Origin of the sequence: Syntrophomonas sp. UBA1041, from assembly GCF_002316705.1 — a bacterium.
GTDB lineage: Bacteria > Bacillota > Syntrophomonadia > Syntrophomonadales > Syntrophomonadaceae > DTU019.
Genome location: NZ_DCEA01000071.1, coordinates 12,485 through 36,576 on the forward strand (window position 1 = coordinate 12,485; position 24,092 = coordinate 36,576).

General features: G+C 46.3%; 25 protein-coding genes. 2 read left to right on the plus strand and 23 right to left on the minus strand.

From position 1 onward, the window contains the following. Window positions 1–2: 2 nt before the first annotated feature. From B2633_RS10785 to vanR, 3 genes are all read right to left on the minus strand, one after another. The gene (locus tag B2633_RS10785) at window positions 3–890 is read right to left on the minus strand and encodes an ABC transporter ATP-binding protein (RefSeq protein WP_483170659.1); all 888 of its coding nucleotides are present in this window, start codon (window positions 888–890) and stop codon (window positions 3–5) included. 136 nt (window positions 891–1,026) lie between these two features. Beyond that, entirely contained in the window at window positions 1,027–2,019 is a 993-nt protein-coding gene (locus tag B2633_RS10790; RefSeq protein ID WP_483170661.1) for a sensor histidine kinase, read from the minus strand. 64 nt (window positions 2,020–2,083) lie between these two features. Further along, entirely contained in the window at window positions 2,084–2,782 is a 699-nt protein-coding gene (gene vanR / locus B2633_RS10795) for a VanR-ABDEGLN family response regulator transcription factor (protein WP_483170662.1), read from the minus strand. 391 nt (window positions 2,783–3,173) lie between these two features. On the opposite strand from vanR, the gene B2633_RS10800 reads away from it, so the two are divergent. Next, window positions 3,174–3,971: a MerR family transcriptional regulator gene (locus tag B2633_RS10800; RefSeq protein WP_483170663.1), complete on the plus strand. Its 798-nt coding sequence runs from the start codon at window positions 3,174–3,176 to the stop codon at window positions 3,969–3,971. Window positions 3,972–4,023: 52 nt separating this feature from the next. Here B2633_RS10800 and B2633_RS10805 read toward each other — a convergent pair whose 3' ends face one another. From B2633_RS10805 to B2633_RS10895, 19 genes are all read right to left on the minus strand, one after another. Next, window positions 4,024–5,256 (minus strand): MFS transporter, encoded by a 1,233-nt coding sequence (locus B2633_RS10805; RefSeq protein ID WP_483170664.1) that lies wholly within the window; start codon window positions 5,254–5,256, stop codon window positions 4,024–4,026. 120 nt (window positions 5,257–5,376) lie between these two features. Continuing rightward, the gene (locus tag B2633_RS10810) at window positions 5,377–5,850 is read right to left on the minus strand and encodes a helix-turn-helix domain-containing protein (protein ID WP_483170665.1); all 474 of its coding nucleotides are present in this window, start codon (window positions 5,848–5,850) and stop codon (window positions 5,377–5,379) included. Window positions 5,851–6,290: 440 nt separating this feature from the next. Beyond that, window positions 6,291–6,851, minus strand: coding sequence for an S-layer homology domain-containing protein (locus B2633_RS10815; RefSeq protein WP_483170666.1), 561 nt, complete (start codon window positions 6,849–6,851; stop codon window positions 6,291–6,293). Between the two features lie 179 nt (window positions 6,852–7,030). Beyond that, entirely contained in the window at window positions 7,031–9,652 is a 2,622-nt protein-coding gene (gene ppsA, locus B2633_RS10820; protein ID WP_483170668.1) for a phosphoenolpyruvate synthase, read from the minus strand. Between the two features lie 168 nt (window positions 9,653–9,820). Then, window positions 9,821–10,819, minus strand: coding sequence for a class I SAM-dependent methyltransferase (locus B2633_RS10825; RefSeq protein WP_483170669.1), 999 nt, complete (start codon window positions 10,817–10,819; stop codon window positions 9,821–9,823). A gap of 153 nt (window positions 10,820–10,972) precedes the next feature. Continuing rightward, window positions 10,973–11,569 (minus strand): TetR/AcrR family transcriptional regulator, encoded by a 597-nt coding sequence (locus tag B2633_RS10830; protein WP_483170670.1) that lies wholly within the window; start codon window positions 11,567–11,569, stop codon window positions 10,973–10,975. Window positions 11,570–11,915: 346 nt separating this feature from the next. Next, the gene (locus B2633_RS10835) at window positions 11,916–12,770 is read right to left on the minus strand and encodes a hypothetical protein (RefSeq protein WP_483170671.1); all 855 of its coding nucleotides are present in this window, start codon (window positions 12,768–12,770) and stop codon (window positions 11,916–11,918) included. Between the two features lie 550 nt (window positions 12,771–13,320). Further along, window positions 13,321–14,085 (minus strand): YfjL-like protein, encoded by a 765-nt coding sequence (locus B2633_RS10840; RefSeq protein WP_483170672.1) that lies wholly within the window; start codon window positions 14,083–14,085, stop codon window positions 13,321–13,323. A 537-nt stretch (window positions 14,086–14,622) separates the two neighbouring features. Continuing rightward, window positions 14,623–14,955: a type II toxin-antitoxin system RelE/ParE family toxin gene (locus B2633_RS10845; protein ID WP_483170673.1), complete on the minus strand. Its 333-nt coding sequence runs from the start codon at window positions 14,953–14,955 to the stop codon at window positions 14,623–14,625. Beyond that, window positions 14,942–15,238 carry a type II toxin-antitoxin system prevent-host-death family antitoxin gene (locus B2633_RS10850; RefSeq protein WP_483170675.1) on the minus strand — a complete coding sequence of 99 codons (297 nt, stop codon included), beginning with the start codon at window positions 15,236–15,238 and terminating at the stop codon, window positions 14,942–14,944. The genes B2633_RS10845 and B2633_RS10850 overlap by 14 nt, the downstream gene beginning before the upstream one ends. A gap of 317 nt (window positions 15,239–15,555) precedes the next feature. Next, window positions 15,556–16,218, minus strand: a complete 663-nt coding sequence (locus tag B2633_RS10855; protein ID WP_483170676.1) for a hypothetical protein — start codon at window positions 16,216–16,218, stop codon at window positions 15,556–15,558. Beyond that, complete coding sequence (locus B2633_RS10860; protein WP_483170677.1) at window positions 16,215–16,481, minus strand: hypothetical protein; 267 nt, start codon at window positions 16,479–16,481, stop codon at window positions 16,215–16,217. Before B2633_RS10860 ends, B2633_RS10855 begins: the two co-directional genes overlap by 4 nt. A 244-nt stretch (window positions 16,482–16,725) precedes the next feature. Further along, window positions 16,726–16,944, minus strand: a complete 219-nt coding sequence (locus tag B2633_RS10865) for a response regulator (RefSeq protein ID WP_483170678.1) — start codon at window positions 16,942–16,944, stop codon at window positions 16,726–16,728. Between the two features lie 230 nt (window positions 16,945–17,174). Continuing rightward, window positions 17,175–17,606, minus strand: a complete 432-nt coding sequence (locus B2633_RS10870; RefSeq protein WP_483170679.1) for a DUF3788 domain-containing protein — start codon at window positions 17,604–17,606, stop codon at window positions 17,175–17,177. Between the two features lie 248 nt (window positions 17,607–17,854). Further along, entirely contained in the window at window positions 17,855–18,502 is a 648-nt protein-coding gene (locus B2633_RS10875) for a flavin reductase family protein (protein ID WP_483170680.1), read from the minus strand. 64 nt (window positions 18,503–18,566) lie between these two features. Then, window positions 18,567–18,812, minus strand: coding sequence for a hypothetical protein (locus tag B2633_RS10880; RefSeq protein WP_483170681.1), 246 nt, complete (start codon window positions 18,810–18,812; stop codon window positions 18,567–18,569). Between the two features lie 12 nt (window positions 18,813–18,824). Continuing rightward, window positions 18,825–20,756: an ABC transporter ATP-binding protein gene (locus B2633_RS10885; RefSeq protein ID WP_483170682.1), complete on the minus strand. Its 1,932-nt coding sequence runs from the start codon at window positions 20,754–20,756 to the stop codon at window positions 18,825–18,827. Continuing rightward, window positions 20,749–22,500 (minus strand): ABC transporter ATP-binding protein, encoded by a 1,752-nt coding sequence (locus tag B2633_RS10890; protein WP_483170683.1) that lies wholly within the window; start codon window positions 22,498–22,500, stop codon window positions 20,749–20,751. The genes B2633_RS10885 and B2633_RS10890 overlap by 8 nt, the downstream gene beginning before the upstream one ends. An 84-nt stretch (window positions 22,501–22,584) precedes the next feature. Beyond that, on the minus strand, window positions 22,585–23,016 hold the full coding sequence (locus B2633_RS10895) for a MarR family winged helix-turn-helix transcriptional regulator (protein WP_483170684.1): 432 nt from the start codon (window positions 23,014–23,016) through the stop codon (window positions 22,585–22,587). A gap of 246 nt (window positions 23,017–23,262) precedes the next feature. On the opposite strand from B2633_RS10895, the gene B2633_RS10900 reads away from it, so the two are divergent. Further along, a complete protein-coding gene (locus tag B2633_RS10900) occupies window positions 23,263–23,655 on the plus strand; it encodes a pyridoxamine 5'-phosphate oxidase family protein (RefSeq protein ID WP_483170685.1) in 393 nt (130 codons plus the stop codon). A gap of 236 nt (window positions 23,656–23,891) precedes the next feature. Here the strand turns inward: B2633_RS10900 and B2633_RS10905 are convergent. After that, a partial coding sequence (locus B2633_RS10905) for a helix-turn-helix transcriptional regulator (RefSeq protein WP_483170686.1) occupies window positions 23,892–24,092 on the minus strand: 201 nt, incomplete at its 5' end.

Sequence of the window (24,092 nt, forward strand, 5' to 3'; positions counted from 1 at the left end):
GGTTATTTTCCCTCCTTGCTGTTATCTTCTTGCGGGAATAGCCACAGATACAAATCTTCCAAGCGCGGAGAAGCCATAACGGAGCTGCTGATTTTTTCTTCATCGGCCAAATAGCGAATGGATACCTGATGGTTGTCCTCGCCGCGCTGGTTGATAATGCGCAACTGCATTTCATATATAGGCAGCTTGTCGGCAGGCACTATGCAAGTCCAAACTTTTCCCGCGACTTGCTTCACCAATTCGTCGGTTGTGCCCACATCAAGAATTTTCCCGGCTTTCATAATGGCGTTTTGGGTGGCGATGTACTCAATGTCGGACACAATATGCGTTGAAATGAGAACGATGCGGTCATGGGAAAATTCCGAAATGAAATTGCGGAAACGAACCCGCTCGCCGGGGTCAAGGCCGGCGGTCGGTTCATCCATAACCAGGATTTGGGGGTCGTTCAGCATCGCTTGTGCTATCCCGACCCGGCGCTTCATGCCCCCGGACAGCTTGACGATTTTTTTGTTTTTCACATCGGCCAGGGTGAGGGTGTCCAGCAGACCATCAATCTTTTTTCTGGTTTTTCTTGCCGGCACGTCCTTAAGCGCAGCAACATATTCCAAGTAATCACTAACAGTAAAATCATGAAAGAAGCCAAACTCTTGCGGCAAAAAGCCGAACAGGTTTCTGTATTCCTTTCCCATGGCGTGAATGTCCTTGCCATCATAAAGGACTTTACCGCCGGTCGGTTTCATAATGTCTGCAATCATCCGCATTAGCGTAGTTTTACCGGCCCCGTTGGCGCCAATCAGGCCCCATACGCCGGGCGTAAGGCTCAGGCAGACATCATCGACTGCGGTTTTATCTTTGAACTGTTTGCTAAGGTGTATGGTCGTCAGTTCCATGTCATTTCTCCTTTTCTCCGTGTTACAAAAGCAAACGCCCTTGCTCAGTACCTATCGTACCGAACCAGGGCGCCTAAAACTTTAAGAGGAGCCGGATAAATTCCTAAGAAAATCCTAATGTCCCATCGATATTTCCCTAAGATGGAGCTGGCAGCGACACTGTAAATGTAACGGTATCATTTTCACTATGGACAGAGATTTCTCCGCCGTGCAAATGGACGATTTCTTGCGCGATAGAGAGGCCAAGCCCCGCTCCGCCCGTGTCTGAGTTGCGGGCGTCATCCAGACGATTGAATTTCTCGAAAATGGCAGATAGCTGCTCGGGCGGAATGTTCGGCCCGTGGTTCTCAAAGGCAATTACGATTTTGTCGGTGTCCGTCTTGGCGGAAATAATAATTTCCGTATTGGGATAGCTGTATTGAGCAGCGTTTTTCAGAATGTTGTTGAGCACTCTAGCCAGCTTTTCGGAGTCCGCATAAAGCGTCAAATTTTCATCTGCGCGGAGAATAGCGGAATTTCCTTTGGCAGACAAGACAGGATAAAATTCATCAATCAACTGTACGAGCATATAGTATAAATCCGCATTCTCTTTGGTCAGCTTGATTTGCTGCGTATGGTAGCGTGTAATTTCAAAAAATTCATTGATGAGCTTTTCCAGCCGCTGCGCTTTTTTCAGCGCAATGCCTATATAGTTGGCTTTTTGTTCAACCGGCATGTCGGGTGCTTCATCGAGCAAACTCAAATAGCCGATAACGGAGGTTAGCGGCGTCCGGATATCATGCGCCAGATACATCACCAATTCGTTCTTTTTGCTCTCGGCCTCTTTTACCGCCTGCCGGCTTAACAGGACAGACATTTTAATTTGGTTCATCTGCTTTTCCATGTCCTTTAGCGGCTCGGACAATTCTATGGTACTATCGTTTTGCTGATACACAGTTTGGGTAGCATCTATGATTTCCTGCAAATATCCCCAGGGCATTTTCCAGTAATGATAGAAGATGTAACAAAAGCCGATCACCAGGTACAGGAAGTAGATAACACTAGTTCTCAAATAAAGCCATGCAAAAAATGGGTTGGAAAACCGACTGAACGCATAGTCGGCCAGCACCACCAAGCCATAACCAGCCATCGTATAGATTAGCAAGGTTATATATAGCCGGAGCCGTAATTTCTTTTCTATTGGATGACTTTTCTTAACCAATTTTGTACCCCACTCCCCATATGGTTTTGATATATTTCGGCTCGTCTGCGGTATCGCCTATTTTTTCACGCAAATGCCGGATATGAACCGTGATCGTGTTATTGCTTTTGCTGTAATATTCGTCCCGCCATATTTCATGGAACAATGCTTCGGCGCTTACGACGGTTCCCTTGCGCTCCAGCAAAATGCGGAGTATGGAAAATTCCGTAGGGGTCAGCGAAACAGGCTTTTCATTCAGCAGGCATTCATGGGTCTTAGGCTTTACTTCCAGCCCGGAATAGGACAGAACCGGGCCGGTATCCGTCCCCTCTTGGGAGGGGTTGTACTTTTTGTACCGGCGCAGCTGCGCCTTTACTCTGGCAACCAATTCGAGAGGGCGGAACGGTTTTGTGACATAGTCGTCGGCGCCTAAAGTTAAGCCGGTGATTTTGTCGGTTTCCTCGTCTTTGGCCGTTAGCATGATAACCGGAAAAGTATATTTCTCGCGGATTTTCCGGCAAAGAGCAAAGCCGTTTACCTCCGGCATCATAATATCCAAAATAGCAAGGTCAAGTTCTTCTGTTTCGATGCAGGCTAAAGCATCCTTAGCAGAATAAAACTTGAAAACAGTATAGTTCTCATTTTGCAGATAGACTTCTATCAAGTCCGCAATATCGTGTTCGTCATCGACGACAAGAATTTTATCATTCATAAAACCGAACTCCTTTCCGGTCCGTTGAAGCGATATAGAATTTTATCAAATTCTATAAATTCATTTGTTATTTTCTGCATGAGAAATCATTAAGGATTTATTAACGCCGGAGATTCTTTATACCGCCCATCAGGACGCTTCATGTAAATATACAGGGGGGTCCCTATAGTATATAACGTTTGATAATACCCCAAATGATGGGCCTTTCAATTTTTATTTTCCATGTTTCATGGATTTTCATACCAATAAAGCATGGAGCAAGGTTGTTTTCCCTTCCTTCTTGTCAAATGGATAGATAATTTTATAAAAAAAAGAGCGCTTGACTTTGCCCTAACTGGAAGCCGTATACTCCAATCAGAACATGTTCAAAATGCCATTGGGTGGTGATTCTATGCTTACAATCGGAGAATTCTCCAGAATCAGCAGAGTGTCTACCAAAACGCTCCGCTATTACGATCAGATCGGGCTGCTCAAGCCCGGATTTGTCAGCCAGGACTCCGGTTACCGCTATTACGAGGTTTCTCAGCTTCGGGACATGCTGCTGATTTCGAGGCTGAAGCGGTATCGTTTCTCTTTGCCGGAGATTTCCGCTGTTCTGGTCACAAGGGACAACTGTCATCTGGCCGAACTCCTGCAAGCCAAAAAAGAGGAGTTCCTGCGGCAAATCAACGACCAGCAGCACCTCCTGCTGCAGATGGAGCAGGACATTGAGAAAATAGAAAGGTGTGAGAATATAATGCAAGCGAATTATTTGGTGAAAACCGTGGAGGTGCAGCCCAAAACCATCTATTCCCTCAGACGGAAAATGAGTGTTCGAGATTTTGCGGAAGCCTTTGGCACATTATGCGCCGGGCTGGAAAAGAACCGGCTGAAACCTACCGGGCCGTTCCTATCCGTCTACCATGATGAAGAATTCAATCACGAATGCACGGATATTGAAGTCGGGGTGGAGGTAGCGGGCGGCAGCGGCCAGCAGGTGCGGAGGCTTGCTCCGGGACTTTGCTGCTTTGCCACCCATATCGGCCCCTATGACGATTTCACTCCGTGCTACACGGCGTTGATGGAATGGATTGAAAGGGAGGGGTACACCGTTTCCGGACCGCCCTTTGAATTGTACATCAAAGGCTGCGATGACAACGTTCCGCCCAGTGAATATGTAACCGAAATTTATTTTCCCATCAAAAAGTAATACACCAGGATAGCACGAAAGGCAGGGTAACCTACGGAATCTCCCTGCCTTTTTATTCCCCGCCCGCCTTTACCGTATGGACCATTTTAAAATACAGAAAAACCGCAACTGTTTCTGCAATACAAGTGAAAGCAATAATGAGCCCCGTTTGATTCAGGCTATACAGCCACCCCATCAGTGCTGACCCGATCAAAAGGGCCAGACCGTAGTTGGCGTTGAAAACACCGTAACTGGTACCGCGTTTATGAAAGGGCGTAATATCGGCAATGGCCGAGCGCATAACGGTTTCATGGGTTCCCATGACCACACCGAAAATAACCATGCCGATAACGATCAGTATGATCGAGTTGCTTATGGTCATAAACGGCAGCAGCAGCGTAATAAAGGGAATAGCCATCAGAACAGCCAGGCCTCCCGTTTTCATTTCCTTTTCCTTTTTCATGCGATCATAGGCTTTGCCGACCAGCAGCGCAGCTATGGCATCTACCGCCATAGCCATTGAATACAGCAGCGTGATATTGCCATCGGACATCATATTATTGGCTTTCAGATGATAGCCGATGATGCTGAAATTGACAAATCCCAGGGTGCAGAAAAAGGTGAAAGCCGTATATATCCAGAAGATTGGTTGAAGCCGCTCTGAGCGGAATTCTTTCTTTTTTATGTCGGTGATGAGATGGTTTCGTTGGATGCTGCGGTAGGCATAGGCCACAAAGAGCATCAGCAGAGCAAACGGGATAAAAAGCAATTTATAGCTTAACTGGTATTCCGGAATTCCGTTTTGGCTTGTAATAAAGAAAACCAATGTAAAAATCAGAGGTCCGGCCAGGGCTCCGATCTGATCCAGAGCTTCCTGAAGGCCAAAGGCAAACCCGATGCCGACCTGGTTTTCAGCAACTCCGGACAAAATCGTGTCCTTGGCGGGATTGCGCAGTGATTTTCCGATTCGCTCCATCAGAATGAGGATGACGAGAATATTCCAATTCATCGTAAAGCCCATAAAAGGTACAACAAGCAGCATGCCGTATCCCACAAAAATAAAGATCCAGTGTTTGCCGCTCTTGTCTGACAGGACGCCAGCAAACAATCTTAAAAAATATCCCAGGAACTCTCCGATGCCGAATACCAGGCCAACCTGAGCTGCGCTGATACTGAGCAGATTGAAATATTGGCTGTTGGCTCCGCGGGCGCCTTCATAGACCATGTCCCCCAGCAGGCTGATAACGCCGAATAAAACAATGACTTTAACGGCTGATGTAAGCCTCTGCCCATTTTTACTATCCATATGCAACGCACCCTCTCTCATACCCCAACGAGACAACTTAATAAAATTTCGAGCAGGGCGGATGCCGATACTCTTAGGCATAAGAAAAAGTCTTTTTCATTAATCCGCATTCCTGGTGGTTCATTCTGTGCTTTTAGCGGGCGAAACATGCTTCTGATTGGCTTCCAGTTTGGACCCCTCGCGCAGTTCCCAAAAGATTTTAAACTCCAGTTTTTCAACCTCTCTTTGCTGCTTATAGCTGATACGCAGGGTGGCCTCCCGCGGAATGATGATGTCGCTGTCCAACTCTTGCAGGAGAATTCTAATATTATTGTCATTCTCCTTTACAGCAGTTATGGCTGCACCGATTTTGTCAAACAGGGCGACAGATGTGCCGGGTACATCTTCGGAAATCATGTATCGCTCGTTTCGATTGATATAGTTGATGGAATCCCCGGAGGCCAGCCAGTGAAGCAGGGCTTCCCGGCTGAATCTCCACTCCCGGCCAATTTTACGGGCAGGAAGGTGTTCTTCGCGGAGCAGTTTAATCAGCGTTTTTTCACTGACTCCTAAAAATTCAATGGCTTGCTCAAGGTTCAGAATATCAGCGCTCATAAAAAAAAGAGCCTCCCCGGTTAGTTAATAATAATTATATGGCGATGAAATCCAAATTTTAACAACAGCAGAATTTAATATGCAATTAGCGGTAGATGATATGAATATAGCTAGAATATGGTTTCAGAATTCCTATAAGTATTTTTAGTATCAGTCTTTTTCTACCTTTCATCGTGCTTAACTTTCTTAGCGTAGTAACGTATAAAGCCAGACGCTCTTATCCTCCGGGCTATATGTAAATGTCCCAGGGCCAAATACGTCAAGGCAGAGGGAAAAATATCTTGTAAATTCCTCGTCGCCGAGGGAAGCCTTGCCACTGACTATGTGCTTGGTGCTGTCAGCCCCGCAAGGGACTTTCACCCATTAGAATGTATCCATACACACTATGATAAGCCCCGAAGTGCGGATAAAACACTTCGGGGCTTTTGCTTAACGTGTTCTTAGTCTTGCTTGTATACCCGGTACAGGAATACCACCGCCTCGGCGCGGGTGCTCTGGACGCGGGGTCTGAGCTTATCCATGTCGCCGGAAATCAGGCCTGCCCTGATCAGGCTGGCCAGGCTTTCTACCCCATAAGCAGCGATATCCGCCCGGTCGCTGAATCGATCCAGCACAGCTGTATCGCCCGCAGCCGGCACGCCTTTGCATATTTCCAGGGCGCGGCTTGTCAATACCATCATATCCTGGCGGGAGATAGTCTCCTCAGGGCTGAAAAGACTGTTTCCGCCGCCTGCCGCAATGCCGATCTTTTTGGCGACGCCGACGGCCTCATAATAGTAAAGGCCCGGCTGCACGTCATCGAAGTTTTCATTAAAGTCCGCCGTCAGTCCCAGGGTCTTGACCAGCAGCACCAGGTAGTCGGCTCTGGTGATGCCGGCTGCCGGTGAGTAGGTATTTGCCCCGCTGCCGTTGATGATGCCTTTGGAAGCCAAAACCTCAACGGGCTTCCTGGCCCACTCCGCGCCATTCAGATCATCGAAGGTCTTATGTACGTAGGTCACAGCGTAGTAGCTGAAATGAGTGGTGGTAACGCTTACCGCGCCGCTGGCCGGGTCGTAGCGCCCATCGGGTACGGAGACCGCCTGGCCGCTGCCGTTGATATACCAGATGACGATATGCTCGGGATCAGCCAGCTCCGCTGCCGTCGGATTCTCGGACTCTAAACATCGTCTGGAGCACCTTACAATATTTCTACATACCCTTCCGCTCCGTTCACACGAATTCTTTGCCCGTCTTTGATCAGCCTGGTGGCATTTTCCACTCCCACGACGGCCGGAATACCATATTCACGCGCAATGACAGATCCATGGGTCATCAGCCCGCCTACTTCCGTCACCAGTCCTTTGACGGCTACAAAGAGCGGTGTCCAGCCCGGGTCGGTGAATTTGGTGACCAGGATATCACCTTCCTCCATAATAGCGTCCTCCAGTTTTAAAACGACCCGTGCGCGGCCCTCTATGACGCCGGTTGAAACAGGTACACCTGCCAAAGCACCTGGGGGAATGTTGCCGGTATCGTATTCGCCCATTATGACCTCTCCCTCGGAGGTCATTAAGCGCGGCGGCGTCAGCTTTTCATAGAACTCGTATTCCGCTTTTCGCTTGGTGATAATGCCGTAATCCAAGCGGTTTATTTTTACTGCCTCCCGGAGTTCCTCAAAGGTCAGGTAATAAATGTCCTCCTTCTGCCGGATAATTCCCTTTTGCGCAAGCTTTCCGGCCTCTTTCAACAGTGCCTGCTTATAAATGTAGTTACATTGGATATTGGCATATTTGGGATATTCCCGGTAGCCGATCAAAGTGCGCACAATTCTGATCATCTTCTTCGTCTTTTTGGCCTTTCTCTTGCCGCCGGGCAATTGCTCCAGGCGGCTTAAAAGCTCCTGTTCCTTCTGCTTCGCTTCTTTAAACCCCTGTTCAAACCTAATCCTGTGGGCACCTGGCTCAAAGTTGCTGATGTTGTTGAGGAGCATAGGAATGAGCGCGGTCGGTTGTTCACTCCAACGGGGCCTAGTGATATCGATCTCACCGGAACAACGCATGCCGTACTTTGCAAGGTACGCCTGTATGGCTTGGCTGACCGCCTCGCCGCCTTCCAACCCGACCAGGCCCTCAAAAAAAGTCTCATTACCGGTATGATGAAAATATTCAATGACTGCCGGATAATTCCGGACCACATCCGCCACATCCAAAAGTTCAAGCCCCATCTCGGATGTAATGTTATTGTCTACCGCTTGAGAGAGTACGTCGACTGCACCTTTTTCCCCCAGCCATTTTTCCATGTTCTTATTGATCCACTTTGCCGCCAGCATCCCGACCATGAATGCTGCGACGCTTTTGGGGTCACCTATGATTTCCATTAAGCGCTTACGGTCCTGTAAAATAAAATCAAACAGTTCGTCTCCGGATATGTTGGCGATCCTTTCCTGCAGATCTTTGAGCGACCCCTCGTTGCGGGAAATGATATTTTTCACAAGCGTGGGGTCGTCCTGGCGGTAGATCTTTAGGGCCTGAATGGGAAGCGCCCAGGATAGGGCCTCTTGTCCGCTTATTACTCTCTTCCCGCGCGGCAAAGTCTTTAAAAACTGTTTTCGCTTAAATAAATTTAGCATGGCGTTTTTTATCAGAGGATCCATTTGTCCAAACATTCTCAATGCTATTTTTCTCCCCACCGGGGAGGCAAGGTCATTGCTATACTCGTAAAATAACCTTCCACCGGCTTTGCCTAGTGTATGATCCTTGAGAAAAATCTGGCAGAAGGACATTCCCAATGGTTTAATGGGTTCGGGCATCATCTGCTGGTGGCCGTAGGATATATATACACGGTTCTTTCCGTCGTTTACATCTGGTATGGGGTATAAGGTAGTGATGGGGCGGCTCTGAAGGATGTAGAAAGCATCTTCATAAAGGCACCATTCAATGTCCTGGGGCGAGCCAAAGCAGGCTTCGATCTTTCTGCCCAGACCTTCAAGCTGTAAAATCTGCCCGTCGGTCAGGGTTTGCTTATTCTGCTGCTGGGGCAGGGTCTCCCGTTTCTGGGTACCTCCTTTTTCCAGGGCATAGATGGCCAGCTTTTTGGTGGATATCTTCTTGTCGACGATTATGCCCTCCCGTACCTGGTAGCTGTCAGGATTCACCAGGCCGGAGACCAGTGCCTCTCCCAGACCGAAGCCGGCGTCGATGGACAGGATCTTTCTATTGGAGGTGACGGGATCGGCGGTAAACATAATTCCTGCAGCCTGGGGAAAAACCATCTGCTGTACGACCACAGACAGATGGATCTTGCAATGGTCAAACCCGGTTTTCATGCGGTAGATTACGGCACGGTCAGTAAACAGCGATGCCCAACACCTGCTGATATGTTTAAGGATGGCGTCTTTTCCTATAATGTTCAAATACGTATCCTGCTGACCAGCGAATGAGGCGTCAGGCAGGTCTTCCGCGGTGGCGCTGGAGCGCACCGCATAGGCATTCTTTTCGCCTAGCAAGGTGATGTACGAGGCGATTTGTTCTTCGATTTCTTTAGGGATAGCCGTCTCTGCAATAACTGCTCGGATCTTCGCGCTGATCTGGCTAATCTTTTCCGGCTCGCCCAGCCTAAGAAGAGACAAGTGATCCAGAAGATGGTTTAGCTCTTGATGGTCCTCTATGATTCTTTTATAGGCTTCAGTGGTAACGCAAAAGCCTTCCGGTACACGAATCCCTTCCATCCTGGACAGTTCCCCCAGGTTAGCGCCCTTGCCGCCTACTATGGCGGGTTTGGTTTTATCTATTTCCTTGAAACCAAGTACATATGGACTCATATTTAACCTCTTGAAACTTGATGCCCCTGCATTTATGGAAGCATACAGTAGCCATTTTAGGTTCGTTTGTGCGGTTTTGTTCGACTAAAATGAGGATCATTGAACTCATAAGTTTGCTAAAAGTAACCACACGTATTTTTCCTCTTCAATATTTCATAATTACCCATGCTATTCCACAATCGCACAGGCAAAATGAACATGTTCCTGGGCATGATAGTTGCCTGGGTGTCCCTGGAAGTAAAGTTTTTCAATATCTGAAGGGCTTAGATTCTCCTTAAGACGCAGCCCTAAAGCGGCCAAGTCGTGAGACAATGCCGACGGTTCAAACCCGGATTTCATTGTTTCACCTGCTTTATGAGACCATAAAAACCACTGTCCCCGCGGAGCTACTTTGACAGGGTCAAATGCATCGGCATCCAGGTAATCAAAAATAACCGTACTGCCTGTGGGGGCGATGCCTGCAACTGTGCGCAGGGTATCGAATACAGTTTCACGGGGCAGGTAGTAAGTGACACCAAGCCAGTTAAAGAATCCCAGGGCTTTCGGGTCATACGATGAATTCTTGAGTTCCTCATCAAGTTTCTGGCGCGTGAAATCTACCGGAATAAAATGTAGCTGCTTGGGAATCTCCCAACCCAATTCAGTGAGGCGTTGACGCTTAAAAGCCTGGGTAGCCGGATGGTCCACCTCAAACACCTGGAGCTTCTCCATCAGTTCTGGACAACGGAAGGCAAAGGTGTCCATCCCTGCTCCCAAAATCACGTATTGCCTGCCTCCCTTCCTGACAACCTCCGCCAAACTGTCTTCAGTATACCGAGCCCTGCTGACTGCCAAGGCAGGAGCGCCATGCGCATGCATATACCAATCCACGGCCGACGTTGGGCTGGAGATCAGGTTCAAGTCTTGGGGAGCAATCGCTTCAAAAGTACGCTTAACACGTCGGGGAAGGAATAATTTTATGATGGAGGGAACAGCCTTGCGGGAGCCTATATAATAGAGTGCCTTATTAGATTTATATATCATCCCGTCGAAGTTTGTGCGTTGCTCTTCTGTAAGCAAGTGCTTGGCCAGAAAGTCATCAAATATCTTGAGTTCATCATGCGCCGCATGATAGGCTCGACAGTAGGTAATTATCGATGCGGAATAACTCGTTTTATTCTTTTTCATTGATATCCCCTCCAATTAATTATCTCTATATTGGCTTAATCTCCGGCTAAAGCGAACTTTGTCTTATCTATCTCCCCAAACTCAAGTACATGTGAACTCATATTTTAACCCCCCTTAAACTTGATGTCCCTACCCGTGAATCAATATGTTCAATCAATCCTGATGGACGGCAATACCTTCCTTGATTATTTGGATTGCACCTTCCACTTTCTTTAAATAACGGGTCTCGTCAAACCCTGAGTACAAATATTCATTAAAAACGAAGGTGTGAGTTATTTTAATAACCAGTTCGGAGTCGATTTCCGGTTTGATAAGGCCGCGCTGTTTATCACGCTCGATTATTTTGATGTGCTTTTCAGCGGATGCTCTCAGAAGCTGTAGGATGAATTCGCTGTTATCAGTCTCCGTCAACGCGCCTATTTTGCAATACTCCGGTCTTATTTTACCTACTTTAAAGGTATCTTTGGCTCGTTGCATAATGATTTCAAAAAAGCTGGCATTTGAGTTGAAGGCTTCTTGGTTTCCTCGAATCTCATTTATATCCTTTGCCATTTCTTCCCCCACGTAAAGATAGATATCTTCTTTGTCGGCAAAATATTGGTAGAAACTGCCCCTAGGTATACCTGCGTTCTTGACGATCTGGTTGATGGACGCGTCGCTGAAACGCTGCTTTGAAAACTCCTGCACAGCTGCATCGAATATTTTCTTCTTCTTCTCTTCGCTCAAATTAAAGAAAGTACTTTTAGGCAAGTTATTTCCTCCTCCAGCTACTGGGTGGTCATTTAGTACACAAAAATAGTTAGACCCATCGCGCATGACAACCATGTCATGTTTATAACAAAACTTTATGACATCCTTGTCATATTGTCAAGATATTCATTCATGGTGTTGAGAGGATAGCGGATAAAAGGCGGACTGGTTGACGATTCCGAAAGACGGAAGTGGGGCGGATCTGTTTGCCTGACGGACACACAGAAAAACAAGGAAATGGAGCGATAGCGACATAACGCAACAAAAAGCGCAACGCGCTGACTTCGGGTCAACTTGGCCCGAAGTGGCCGGGTTTGGGGAGGCTCCCCAATAATCTTGAACTTATTTATCTTTTAAATGATTCTAAGTATGCCTCCACTTTATTAAGTAGATCCTCATAACTATCAGCAATTTTCATATATTCTCCATAGCTGTCATATTTTGCTATTCTGCGAAATCTGTCAATTTCAGCTCTTAGAAATTTTGGTAATTCAAATGATCGTCTTTTATTTTGTATCATAACTTCAACGGAATTGGTATAATATGTAAGTCCTTCCTTCTCTTGATCAATCTTCTTTAGATAATCTTCTATGCTTTCTCCTTTTAACCTTTGCATATCAAAACGTATACTTTCAATTTCATGTAAAATAAAGTATGCAGGAATTGCTTTATACTCATTAAATCTAGCAACTTCTATTGAATCTAATAACCTTATAATGGAATTTACAATGCTATTATTCTCGCATGCCTTCACTGTATCTATGATTGCTTGAGAAATAACTTTTTGATCTTCAATAACCTCGTGGTAAATTCTGGTCTTATGATATTCAACATATCTTATAGATGAAATATCGAAAATCTGTGGTGTTTCGAATTCTTGAACTAAAACTACGGGCTTATCAAAAGCTTGTCTTATACCAAGTTCAAAAAGAACATTAGGGTTTCTGCCACTTAAATCACACAGAACCATAGAGGAATCTATTAACTTTTGTAAAATTTCTATTTGTATTAAATTAGTTCGCTTATCATCATCGGCACGGATTGGCTTAAATCCAGCTTTCTCAATAGCTGGTACAAAAATATCAGAATAGACTCTTTGAAAGTGTCCTTTCTCATATCCATCAGAATCTGTAATTGGCATTATCACAAAACATTCTTGGGGATTTGAGTTGTTTACAATATCACTCTTTGTTTCCATCAACAATCACCATCCTTCATAACGTAAATTTCGTCTGACTGATGAATAAACTTTCAACCGGACAAACGCTCCTTGCCTAAAGGATGCATCGCCAAGTGTTTCATGGCGGTTTTCATCTCATAGCCTTGTTGAGGAGGGCGGCGATAAACTGCCTGGATTCCCGCACATTCATAACGAGGAAGGCGGCTTGACGCCTAACTGAATATAAAAATCCCGCTGCTTGGCAGTAATCTCTGACATCCGTAAATCGCGGCCCGGTCTGCCGAAGCATTCGATGACATCCAGTGGGTCCAGCAGGCCTTGAATGGTGTACTCTCCAAAAAGATTCCTGTCTTGCGTCGCTTTCTTTACATAAGACAGGAAAATCAGCGCGATGAATTGGACAAAGAGTTTACCATTCAGGGACTGCTCCGGGGATTCCAGGAGACTGTAATTGCCCTCGGTTTTGTCAATACGATCAGGCCGCTTTTAGAATGCTTTGACGGTCATTGCCGCCGTCCGTCACGACACTTCCCGGATTAGACATAGGCCCTCCGCAATAACGCCCGCCGGGCTATTTATTCTCTCCTTTGATAAAAACCTGGATTCTCCCTGAACTGCCATTATCTTTGGCCTCTTTAAGAAGCCTTACAAGCTCACCGCTTTCAATATCTGCAGCGGTAACTTCGTGAACCATTACCAGCATTCCATCATTTTCAGCACTCAAAGCATGTTTTATAAAATTGCAGCCATTGTCTGCAAATGCCCGGTGAGCATCAGTTAAAACCTTGGCGATACCTTCCAAGGAGTTGTCCTGTAAATCAAGCCGAATAGTAACTTCTGCATCAATAGGCAATGATTTGTCGAACTTCATATCAAGCTCCAAACTATCATGAGCATTTTCATATACGCTTTTATCATACATCACCATTGTACTGTTATTTTTATACCCGAGTTCTTCTGCGATAATTGTCTGAGCAATAACAGAATATTCATTTGCCAGCCTTTGCAGCGTATTAAACATCCCTAATACATTACTTTCATAAGTATCTCCCGTAATCTTGCCGTCACGGTAATATATGGCGAATCTAGTATCCATGCTGGTTTTAGACTTAGCCATTGTCACATAGGAACCACTTTTGAAATTGTACCTCGCTTTTTCTATTTCAAGATCCAGATAAGAATAGTTTTGCTCCACATAGTGCTTTACAGCCTTATTGGCCAGCATCGCTGTTATTGGATTGCCCATAAAAGAACTGGCAATAAAAAGTATGCCGCCCAAGAGTGCTGCCGCCATCACTCCTGTAAGTATTTTTAGTATCAGCTTGGCATCTTTCATCGTGCTCAACTTTCTTAAATGCAAATATTAAACGCTGCAATCCCAAGTTCAACAATGGAGCCCGACTGCTGCTCACCGCCGGAAAGCTCTCTGGGAAGCGGTGCTTTTTATCCTGCGTTCCCACCGCCCCCTGAGATGATCCTGCTGGTAGTCTCACTGACCGGAACACACGCCGATTCAAGATGTAGGAACTGGCGCAATGCTCTATTTTCTGGGCCATGCCGACCTCACCCATGGTCTGTCACCTAACGTCCCCAACGTCTCCCAACCTTAAGGTGAAGACCAGTCTCACACAGCCCTTATGGAATCAGGTTATCTTACCGCGCCAAGCGAATTTGGCTAGCCAAATTCAGTGCTTGCTGCAACGAAAGACGCCATTCTTTCGTTGGGTGTGTGTTACGATTGGCCTAAATACAACCGACCGAAAAAGAAAGAACCGTAACCACATCGGTCCAACTCTTTTCGGAGCTCAATCACTTCGGCTTTCGCTTTCGGCCCCGCTATTTTAACGTATAGTCACCTGCTGCTACTTTGGCCTTACTCATCAGGATAACTGCTTTCAAACAGCAAATTCATCCAATCCTGTCTGTTGTGAAGTACACAAGAAATGAAAATTTCTTCTTTCCCTATCCGATAAAAGGTAATATACGGCTTAACCACGATACGGCGGTATCCCGGCTCGACTAATGAGAGCTCATTGGTTGGGAGTACAGTTCCCATACGCGGATTGTCGGCCAATTGTAGAATTGAATTTTCAATTTGTTCGAGCATGTGGCCCGCCGCCGTGCGCTTGTCTTCCGAAATATAATCAAAAATGCTATCCAAGTCATCTACCGCATCTTGCGTGTACCGTATTTTAAGCTTTTTCATGAATGCGCTCCCAAAGCTTAGAGAAAACCTCGTTATGATCAGATAGATTGCCTTCTATAATCTGCTTGTCTGCCGAGACCAGCTTGGCTTGTAATCGAATCCATGCCTCGCGACGGCAAAAAGCTTCATGACTCATAACAACGAGATCGTTTTCACCGTTATTAGTGATGATGATTGGGTCGTCTGTTTCGTGACAAAGCTTGGAGAATTTCTTATAATCGGAACGAATCACAGAGGAGGGCTTAACGATCATCACCCCTGGCCTGCGATATTGGTTGCGCATCATGGGCACCTCCTATCAATTCTATATCAAAAGTCTACCATGGATTTCATCTTAAAACAAACACCAGTATCCACTTCACTTTATATTATAGTGAAAAGCAAGAGGTAACGATTAAGGGCTTCAGGTTATCTAAGTGCACAGCCCGTTAGAATGGCAGAACCCGGAGGCCGAAGGTTAAAACATGTCACGCAATAACCTTGTTCCTGTTGGCATATTGGGGCCTTTTTCAATACAATATGAATTTTCTCTTTGGTAACATCTTGCCAAAAATGGAGTCTGCTTTGATCCTTCAGATAAGCATTGCCTATATGCCAGTTTCAGATACCGTTTGATGTCCCGGCTACCGTACAGGGATAAGGACTCCTTCTCACTAACAGACAATTAAGGATTATCAATAAAATAACCGACAGGTATTCTACCGCTAAGAATTTTTCGTAAAATGTCGGATTCGCTATAAAGGGGAACAAGTTGAGCAGCGATTGTTTTTCGCTGTTTATATTCCAATATACCCAATAGAGCAAGGCTGCGCCGTACCCGACATAGGGGTTGTTCATAATGTTCGCAATGCTCATGGAGAGCGTTCCGAGCATCAGGCTGCTGCCGCAGGCAAACAGAACAAATTCAAGCAAGGAGAGCGGCTCCGGCCAGAAGTCATTATTGATTAGCTGAAAAAGCCTGAAAATGCAATTGGCGAGCAGCACAAACGCCAAAAGCAGAACAGCCATGATAAAGTACCTTTGCGCCAGGGTTTTGATTGGCTTTCGATTTGATATATACGCTATTTCTTCAAAGCCGTTGCTCTGGTCGATGGTCATTAAATCCGTAAACAAAGCCACCCCGACAAAAGGCATATATATCGTGCATATGTTGGCGAAATCAAAATAAGTCGGCGCATACATGGCAACTGGTATAATGGCGAAAAACAACAGGCAGCAAAGCCATTTTACCGGAGAAAACAGGAGTTTCAGATTATATCTCATATTGTAACGGCCTTTCTTAAATTGTTTTTCAGGCGGTCATACAACTTGCAGGCAACAAAAATCAATACCGCCGCCAACACCAGATAGATTACCCGATTCAGCATCACATCCTGTGTGTTTACCAACTGCCCGTCAAGCCGGATAATCGCTCTGGACAAAACCCCCAGGCTGTCGCCGTTTTCAAAGGCCTTTGGAGTTACGTTAAAAATGACGTAAGCAATGTAGATGGGAAATACGGCAATGGCTTTTTTGAATAAAAGCATGATGAACATGATAAATGCACTTAAAAACACAATGGTCGGCAGCAGGTAAACGGCAAAATTTCTGAAAAAGTTTTTGCTTTCTCCGCAGGAATGCTGCCATTGCCGATATTTTCCTGGAGGTAATTTATCGTGCCGGATGTTAACTCGGCCTCCGAAGCCGGAACCCAAAGGTATTCCATATTTCCGCTGTTGCTTAATGCCTCAGCATCGCTATTGCTGCTTACCGGATAATGAAAAAACCCGTTCATGAAACAAAATTGCGGATGCGATTACAAACTTGAAAACCGTCAAGCCTGGACATATTGATGTCAAGCAGAATGACATCCGGCTGCTGCTCAGATTTTTTAATCGCTTCTTCGCCGCTTTCAGCAGTTAGCACTTCATAGCCGCTATATTCAAAATGATCTTTCAATAAATTAACGATGTCATTTTCATCATCGACGATTAAAATTCGATTTCTCATCTCACCGAATACCTCCTGTCCCCCTAAAGGATACAGTACTTTTATCAACTATTTATCAACTGATTTTTTATCCTATCATCAACAGCCTGTATCTTGTCATATCGTTCATGCTTTCCCCCTCTTTGTCAAATGGATAGATAATTTCAAAAAGTAATACACCAGGATAGCATGCCAAGCAGGGTAACCTACGGAATCTCCCTGCCTTTTGCTTTTCAATAGTTTATCTCTGCTTATTGCTCCGGTTCGCGCCGTTTTTTGTTAGGTTTTCGCTTAATCAGCAACAGCTTCTCCATATCTGGAAATAGTGATGTATCCGTCAATTCAAACATCATCCATTTTCCATCGTGATAGGTGGTGGATTCATCGTAAACTCTTTGTACTTCCAGCGAATAATTGTTCCTCTTTGCTTCAAATTTAGCTCTTTCACCTTTGCCAAAGATAATCATAAAACCAAAAACGTTTTCTTTAGCATATAAAGCACACAGGGATTTACCGCCTCTGCGATATTTATACTCGTATGTCCACCTTTTGCCTCCACTATTCCAAAGCCTTTCCATATCATATTTTGATTCAATCAAATTGCTCAGTTCAATCCAAATTTCAAATAGCGGTTGTCCAAGCAAAGCAGTCATTTCTTCATGAGTCGGTACTTTTTCAAGCATTATGAATCCCCTCCCTAAACGCGTACATGCTTTCGGTTCCAAATTACACATCGCCTTCTGATAACTCGCAATTCAAATTTCCTGTTAGCGCCCCTGAGGCAGGAATTCGCTGCGATGATTGCTCCGTCGCCAATATGAATCATCCTCGCGCCGCCCTTCTGCTTGGCAAAGCGGATGATGGCATGTGGTGCAGGGAACGAATGGCGTCCATCAGGTCATTTTTCATCTTGCGGAAGGTATGACCAACTTTAAGTTTCTCTTTGTAACTTCAAAGTCGCCGTCATCGTCTTGTTATATTCGTTTTTTTCATGATTGAAGGGAGAATGGGCCAGCAACATAAAACCATCTTCGCCATATCGTTTTTGCATATCACCCGCATATTCGCTGTCGATGGCTATATGTTGCACTTCACCGATCACCAGAGCTGTTGTTCCGGCATGGGATAAGTCCGTTATTTGGTTCACTTTACATTCCAAGCTCAAAAAACTCTCTTTGATACGAGGCGCATTAACGTTCAATGCCCTTTCCACTGTAAAACCGCCTACAAGAAACTCATCATCCTCAATCCCGTTTTTCTCTATTGTAGCATTGAGATTATCCATATACTTGAGCGACAAAAAATTAATACAAAATTCGCCTGTACGCTTCAAATTAGCATAGGTATGGGTATGTTGATAAATGCCTGCGAGTATGGCAAAGAAACCGCCGTTATCGCCCTGAAAGCAGCTCCACGAATGATAATTCACATTTGTTTTGCCGTTTTCTTTCAGCGTTGTAACAGCAAATAAAACATGCGGTATGGCGCTGGCAAATTCAAAGTGTGAAAAAATATCAAAAACCCCGGGATATATCTCTTGATAGCAAGCCGGTCTTTCTTTGCCAATTTCAATTTTCATTGATGATCAGTCCTTTCTATTCGTTGGTATAGTTCACTAATATAAATAATTCCGAAATCCCAAGCTATAATAAATTAGAATTTATGACAGCTGAACCAGTCTGCAATATAGCCTCCACCTTCCTTTCGATATAATTGCCGTAGACAATACAAGCCAGTAGCAAGGCAGCGCCCCACCAGCCCATGCCGAAAAGATGTTCCCCCAGGATAAAGAAGGATGCGACGGCGGTAAAAACAGGTTCGGTGTATTGGGTAAGCGAAATAAGGCTGGACGCATTACTATTGATATTCCTTTTATCACACATTTTCATCCAGCACAAATATTATTCAAGTTCAAATACGCCTGTATACAGTTGATAGTATTTTCCTCTCGCTTCGATGAGTTGTTCATGGCTGCCCCGTTCAATGATGCGGCCATCCTCCAGCACCATAATTACATCGGCATTTCGAACGGTCGACAGACGATGGGCAATCACAAAAACCGTCCGGCCTTTCATCAAGGAATCCATGCCCTTTTGGACGATCGCTTCGGTCCGGGTATCAATCGAAGAGGTGGCTTCGTCCAGAATCATGACGGGCGGGTCGGCCACGGCCGCGCGGGCGATGGAAATCAGCTGCCGCTGCCCCTGGGAAAGGCCGCTGCCATCGCCTTCCAGCACGGTGTGATACCCCTGCGGAAGCATACGGATAAATCCGTCGGCGTTGGCCAGCTTGGCGGCCGTAATGCATTCTTCATCCGTCGCGTCCAGCTTGCCGTAACGGATATTGTCCATGACCGTTCCCGTAAACAGGTTTACATCCTGCAAAACGATGCCCAGCGACCGGCGAAGGTCAGCCTTTTTGATCTTATTGATATTGATGCCGTCATACCGGATTTTTCCGTCGGCAATATCGTAAAAGCGGTTGATCAGATTGGTGATCGTCGTCTTTCCCGCTCCGGTCGCCCCGACAAAAGCCACCTTTTGGCCGGGTTCTGCGTAAAGGGTGATGTTGTGCAGGACGGTCTTATTTTTTTCGTAGGCGAAGTCCACATCGAAGAAACGGATGTCCCCTTTGAGCGGCGTATAGGTTACCGTCCCGTCGCTGTGGGGATGCTTCCAGGCCCATGTTTCCGTTCTTTCCTGGCTTTCCCTAATTTCCCCGTTTTCCATTTTGGCATTGACGAGGATGACGTACCCGCCGTCCTGTTCGCTTTCCTCGTCCATCAGCGCAAAAATTCTTGACGCGCCGGCGAGGGCCATGACCACCATGTTGAATTGCATGGAAATCTGACCGATCGGGTTGATAAAGCTGCGGGACAGGGTAAGGAAGGACACGATCGTACCGATGGTCAGGACATTGACCCCGGTGAGACTCAGGTTGGGAATCCCCGCTATGCCGGCTGCGCCCCCGATAATAGCAAGAATCACGTAGAGCATGTAACCCATATTTATTACCACCGGCATCATGACGTTGCCGTATGTGTTCGCCTCAGTGGCACAGTAGCGGAGTTCGTCATTTTTTTTGTCAAACTCTTCCTCGGTTTTTTTCTCATGGCAGAAGACCTTCACGATCTTCTGGCCGTTAATCATTTCTTCGATATAACCGTTGACATCGCCCAGGGATTGCTGCTGTTTCATGAAGAAAGCGCCGCTTCTGCCTACCAGGGCCTTGATCATCTTCAGTAAAACAAAAGCAAATAGAGCAACGAAGGCGGTAAGGCCGACACTGAGATAAAGCATGGCGAAAAATGCCGCGATGACAGAAATAAGGGAAGCAAACATCTGCGGCAAACTCATGGCAATGGCTTGGCGCAGCGTGTCGGTGTCATTGGTATAGCGGCTCATGAGATCACCGTAGGTATGCGTGTCGAAATACCGGACCGGCAGGGTCTGCATATGCGTGAACATTTGGTCGCGGATTTTTTTGAGCGTACCCTGCGCGATGACAACCATGGTCCGGTTATAAAACAAGGTGGAAAGCACCCCGATGATATAGATCAGGCCCATAAGAAGAATCGCCTGAAGCAGTTCTGTGAACACGGGCTGGATTTGTCCCAGCAGTGGAACGATGTACCTGTCGATCAGGATCTGAAGGAACAAAGAGGATGCCGCGCCTGCGGCCGCGCTCAACAGGATACAGACGACAACGAATATCAGTTGAATTTTATATTCATCCATATAGGAAAACAGTCTTTTGCCCGTATCCGGTTTGAAATGCCGCACCGGCGGCTTGCCGTACGCCTTCGGCTCTCCTTGCGGCATCATTTTACGCATGGAGAACGCCCCCTTTATTTTGAGATTCATAGACTTCCCTGTAGATCGCACAGGTTTGGAGCAGTTCCTCGTGGGTGCCGACCGCTTTGATTTTGCCATCATCAAGCACAACAATCTTGTCGGCGTCCTGAACAGATGAAACCCGCTGGGCGATAATGATTTTGGTCGTGTCCGGGATATCCTTTTTTAATGCCTGACGGATCAATCCGTCGGTCTTGGTGTCAACCGCGCTGGTGGAGTCGTCCAGGATCAGAATTTTGGGTTTTTTCAGCAAGGCCCGGGCAATACAGAGCCGTTGCCTCTGGCCGCCGGAAACATTGGCGCCGCCCTGCTCGATATAGGTGTCATATTGATCCGGGAATTCCCGGATAAAGCCGTCAGCCTGGGCAAGCCGGCAGGCCTGGATGATTTCTTCATCCGTCGCGTTTTCATCACCCCAGCGGAGATTCTCTTTGATCGTGCCGGAAAACAGCACATTCTTCTGCAGAACCATCGCCACCTGATTGCGGAGCGATTCAATATCGTAATCCCGTACGTCTACGCCGCCGACGGTTACTTTTCCGTTCACCACGTCGTATAGCCGCGGGATCAGCTGAACAAGGCTCGATTTGGAAGATCCGGTCCCGCCGAGAATACCGACCGTTTCCCCGGACGCGACGGAAAGGTTGATGCCGTCGAGAACCGGCTTGGCGGCTTTTTGGTCATAGGCAAAAGTGACGTTTGCAAAAGTGATGGAACCGTCTTTTACCGTGCACACCGGATTTTCTCCGTTTTCCAGATCGCTTTCCTCATTCAGGATTTCCACAATACGCTCCGCCGAGGCGCGGGAAATGATGATCATGACAAATACCATGGAAAGCATCATCAGGCTCATAAGTATCTGCATCGCATAGGTGATCAGGCCGGCCAGTTCTCCCGTCGAAAGCCCGATCACGGGATCGTTGCCGCTGGCTATGATTTCTTTGGCGCCAAACCAGGAAAGCAAAAGCATGCTGGTAAAAAGGCAGAACTGCATCAGCGGCATATTAAACGCCAGCCTTTTTTCCGCCCTGGAGAAATCCCGAAATATGGATTGTGAAATGCCTGCGAACTTCTGTTTTTCGTGATCTTCGCGGATATAGGATTTGACGACCCGGATGCCGTGCAGATTTTCCTGAACGACATTGTTCAGTTTGTCATAAGTATTGAATACCCGTACGAAAATCGGGTGCACACGCGACATGATCAGCCATAGGCCCATACCGAGCACCGGAATGACAGCCAGAAAGATCAGCGACAAACGGGAGTCGATCCGGAAAGAAAAAATCAAGGCGAACACAATCATCAGCGGAGAGCGTACCGTGAAGCGGATCAGCATCTGATACGCATTCTGCACATTGGTGACGTCGGTTGTCAGCCGCGTTATGATGCCCGCGGTTGAGAATTTATCAATGTTGGAGAAAGAAAACTTTTGCACATTATAGAACATGTCGCGGCGTAAATTTCTGGCGAAGCCCGAAGATGCAACCGCCGCGCTGCGGCCTGCAAGAATGCCGGCCAGCAGGGAGAGTATCGCGAACATAACCAGGGCCAGTCCCATCCACAGAACATAGGACATATTCTTTTGATGGATGCCGTAATCGATCAGATATGCCATCAGCGTAGGAATGATAATTTCAAAGATCGATTCGAGGGTTACATATACCGCGGTAAGAATGGATTCCTTTTTATACCGCCCTATGCTGGCAGTCAATTTTTTGAGCATGTACGTTTTCCCTTTTCTGCTTGGCTTGATATTTAGCGGCAGCTGCGATAAAACAATGCAATGACATGATGCTATATTGATAACTTATTGGATATTATTTTTCATCTTTTGAATGCAGCTGTAGAGATATTCCAATTCTTCCTCTGTGAATCCCCGGGTAAGCGTTTCTTCCATTCGGATTGCGTCATCTATCATCAGCTCACTGATTTTCCATGCCCTTTCTGTCAGTACTAGCTTTTTTAATCTGGCATCATGGGGAACGCTGTGCCGTTGGATCAAGCCTTTTTTCTCCATTAATATGAGGACTTTAGAAGCAGTTGAGCGGGTGATAGAAAACTGTTCCTCCAAATCTTTCTGATAGATTTCCTTATCTGCGTTCTCAACAAGAAAGGCGATGATCCAGCCGTTTGTTCCGGTAATAGAATCTATTTGTTTTTTAGCGGATGAGTTTTCAACTTTACGCATTATGAGATTGTTAAGGGAGCGAAGTTCAATGCCAATCAATTTCTTTTTCATCTTTGCCTCCTGTACGCTCAACATTAATGTTGTATGTCGGACTGTTTGATATGGTACATTGTAGGTCCCTATGTTGCGGCTGTCAATAGAAAAGAGCAACCATTTCTCGATTGCTCTTGTAAAAAGCATCCGTTGACTGAATGCCTAATTGGAATTTGTTTTGATTTCCAAAAGAGATTTTAATTCATATAATTATGTCAACCAGGGTATTGCAGCTCAACACATTACAAAAAGGAGGGCTCTAGCATGCAGGAAGTATATGAATTTCTGAAAAAATGCAGCGCATACTTTATCGCTACGGTAGAAGGAGATCAGCCGAGAGTACGTCCCTTCGGCACCGTAAACATCTTTGATGACAAGCTGTATATCCAGACAGGCAAGGTCAAGAATGTGGCAAAACAGATCACCCTAAATCCGAAGGTGGAGATATGTGCCTTCAACGGAACAGAGTGGATACGGGTTGCCGCCACGCTCGTGGAGGACAAGCGCTTTGAGGCGCAACAGTCTATGCTGGATGCCTATCCCGATTTGCAGGGAAGGTATGCGGCCGGCGACGGCAACACCCAGGTCTATTACTTGAAAGACGCAGAGGCGGTTTTTTCATCCTTTACCGATGCGCCAAGAACCGTAAATTTTTGACAGCCGCCAATAACCACAAAGGCGTCCGGAAAGAAGCGGAGGCCTTTGTGGTTGGTTCTGCACAGGGATAGTATGGATACGATACTTATCTTAAGCGCCCGCTTGATTCTGCGCTCTCAAAGCGCCTGTCGGTTACGCGCCATACGTGGTACTTATAAAAAAGGCCACTGAGAGCTCAGCGCCTTTTTTTATAGTTATCTGGTGTGTTACGACTTCTTTACAGCTTCTCACAATAGTTATTTCAACGTAACCTGTACCTCTTTTCCAAGGGAGCGGGCAACCTTCGTCAGAAAATCCAGTGATGGATTGTAGGTTCCGCTTTCCAGACGGCTGATGTTGGATTTCTGGGTCCCAACCCGAAGCGCCAATTCTTCTTGGGTAATATTTTGGCTGGTTCGCGCTTCAATGATTTGCGAAATCACATCATAGCGCGGTTT

Coding starts and splice junctions, on each gene's coding strand:
- B2633_RS10870 (WP_483170679.1), bottom strand. CDS start 17,606: ATGCTTGAAAAAGTACCGACTCATGAAGAAATGACTGCTTTGCTTGGA.
- ppsA (WP_483170668.1), bottom strand. CDS start 9,652: ATGAGTCCATATGTACTTGGTTTCAAGGAAATAGATAAAACCAAACCC.
- B2633_RS10785 (WP_483170659.1), bottom strand. CDS start 890: ATGGAACTGACGACCATACACCTTAGCAAACAGTTCAAAGATAAAACC.
- B2633_RS10890 (WP_483170683.1), bottom strand. CDS start 22,500: ATGCTCAAAAAATTGACTGCCAGCATAGGGCGGTATAAAAAGGAATCC.
- B2633_RS10865 (WP_483170678.1), bottom strand. CDS start 16,944: ATGAGAAATCGAATTTTAATCGTCGATGATGAAAATGACATCGTTAAT.
- B2633_RS10900 (WP_483170685.1), top strand. CDS start 23,263: ATGCAGGAAGTATATGAATTTCTGAAAAAATGCAGCGCATACTTTATC.
- B2633_RS10810 (WP_483170665.1), bottom strand. CDS start 5,850: ATGAGCGCTGATATTCTGAACCTTGAGCAAGCCATTGAATTTTTAGGA.
- B2633_RS10880 (WP_483170681.1), bottom strand. CDS start 18,812: ATGAAAATGTGTGATAAAAGGAATATCAATAGTAATGCGTCCAGCCTT.
- B2633_RS10825 (WP_483170669.1), bottom strand. CDS start 10,819: ATGAAAAAGAATAAAACGAGTTATTCCGCATCGATAATTACCTACTGT.
- B2633_RS10855 (WP_483170676.1), bottom strand. CDS start 16,218: ATGAGATATAATCTGAAACTCCTGTTTTCTCCGGTAAAATGGCTTTGC.
- B2633_RS10845 (WP_483170673.1), bottom strand. CDS start 14,955: ATGAAAAAGCTTAAAATACGGTACACGCAAGATGCGGTAGATGACTTG.
- vanR (WP_483170662.1), bottom strand. CDS start 2,782: ATGAATGATAAAATTCTTGTCGTCGATGACGAACACGATATTGCGGAC.
- B2633_RS10860 (WP_483170677.1), bottom strand. CDS start 16,481: ATGCTTTTATTCAAAAAAGCCATTGCCGTATTTCCCATCTACATTGCT.
- B2633_RS10850 (WP_483170675.1), bottom strand. CDS start 15,238: ATGCGCAACCAATATCGCAGGCCAGGGGTGATGATCGTTAAGCCCTCC.
- B2633_RS10840 (WP_483170672.1), bottom strand. CDS start 14,085: ATGAAAGATGCCAAGCTGATACTAAAAATACTTACAGGAGTGATGGCG.
- B2633_RS10800 (WP_483170663.1), top strand. CDS start 3,174: ATGCTTACAATCGGAGAATTCTCCAGAATCAGCAGAGTGTCTACCAAA.
- B2633_RS10805 (WP_483170664.1), bottom strand. CDS start 5,256: ATGGATAGTAAAAATGGGCAGAGGCTTACATCAGCCGTTAAAGTCATT.
- B2633_RS10895 (WP_483170684.1), bottom strand. CDS start 23,016: ATGAAAAAGAAATTGATTGGCATTGAACTTCGCTCCCTTAACAATCTC.
- B2633_RS10885 (WP_483170682.1), bottom strand. CDS start 20,756: ATGCGTAAAATGATGCCGCAAGGAGAGCCGAAGGCGTACGGCAAGCCG.
- B2633_RS10875 (WP_483170680.1), bottom strand. CDS start 18,502: ATGAAAATTGAAATTGGCAAAGAAAGACCGGCTTGCTATCAAGAGATA.
- B2633_RS10790 (WP_483170661.1), bottom strand. CDS start 2,019: ATGGCTGGTTATGGCTTGGTGGTGCTGGCCGACTATGCGTTCAGTCGG.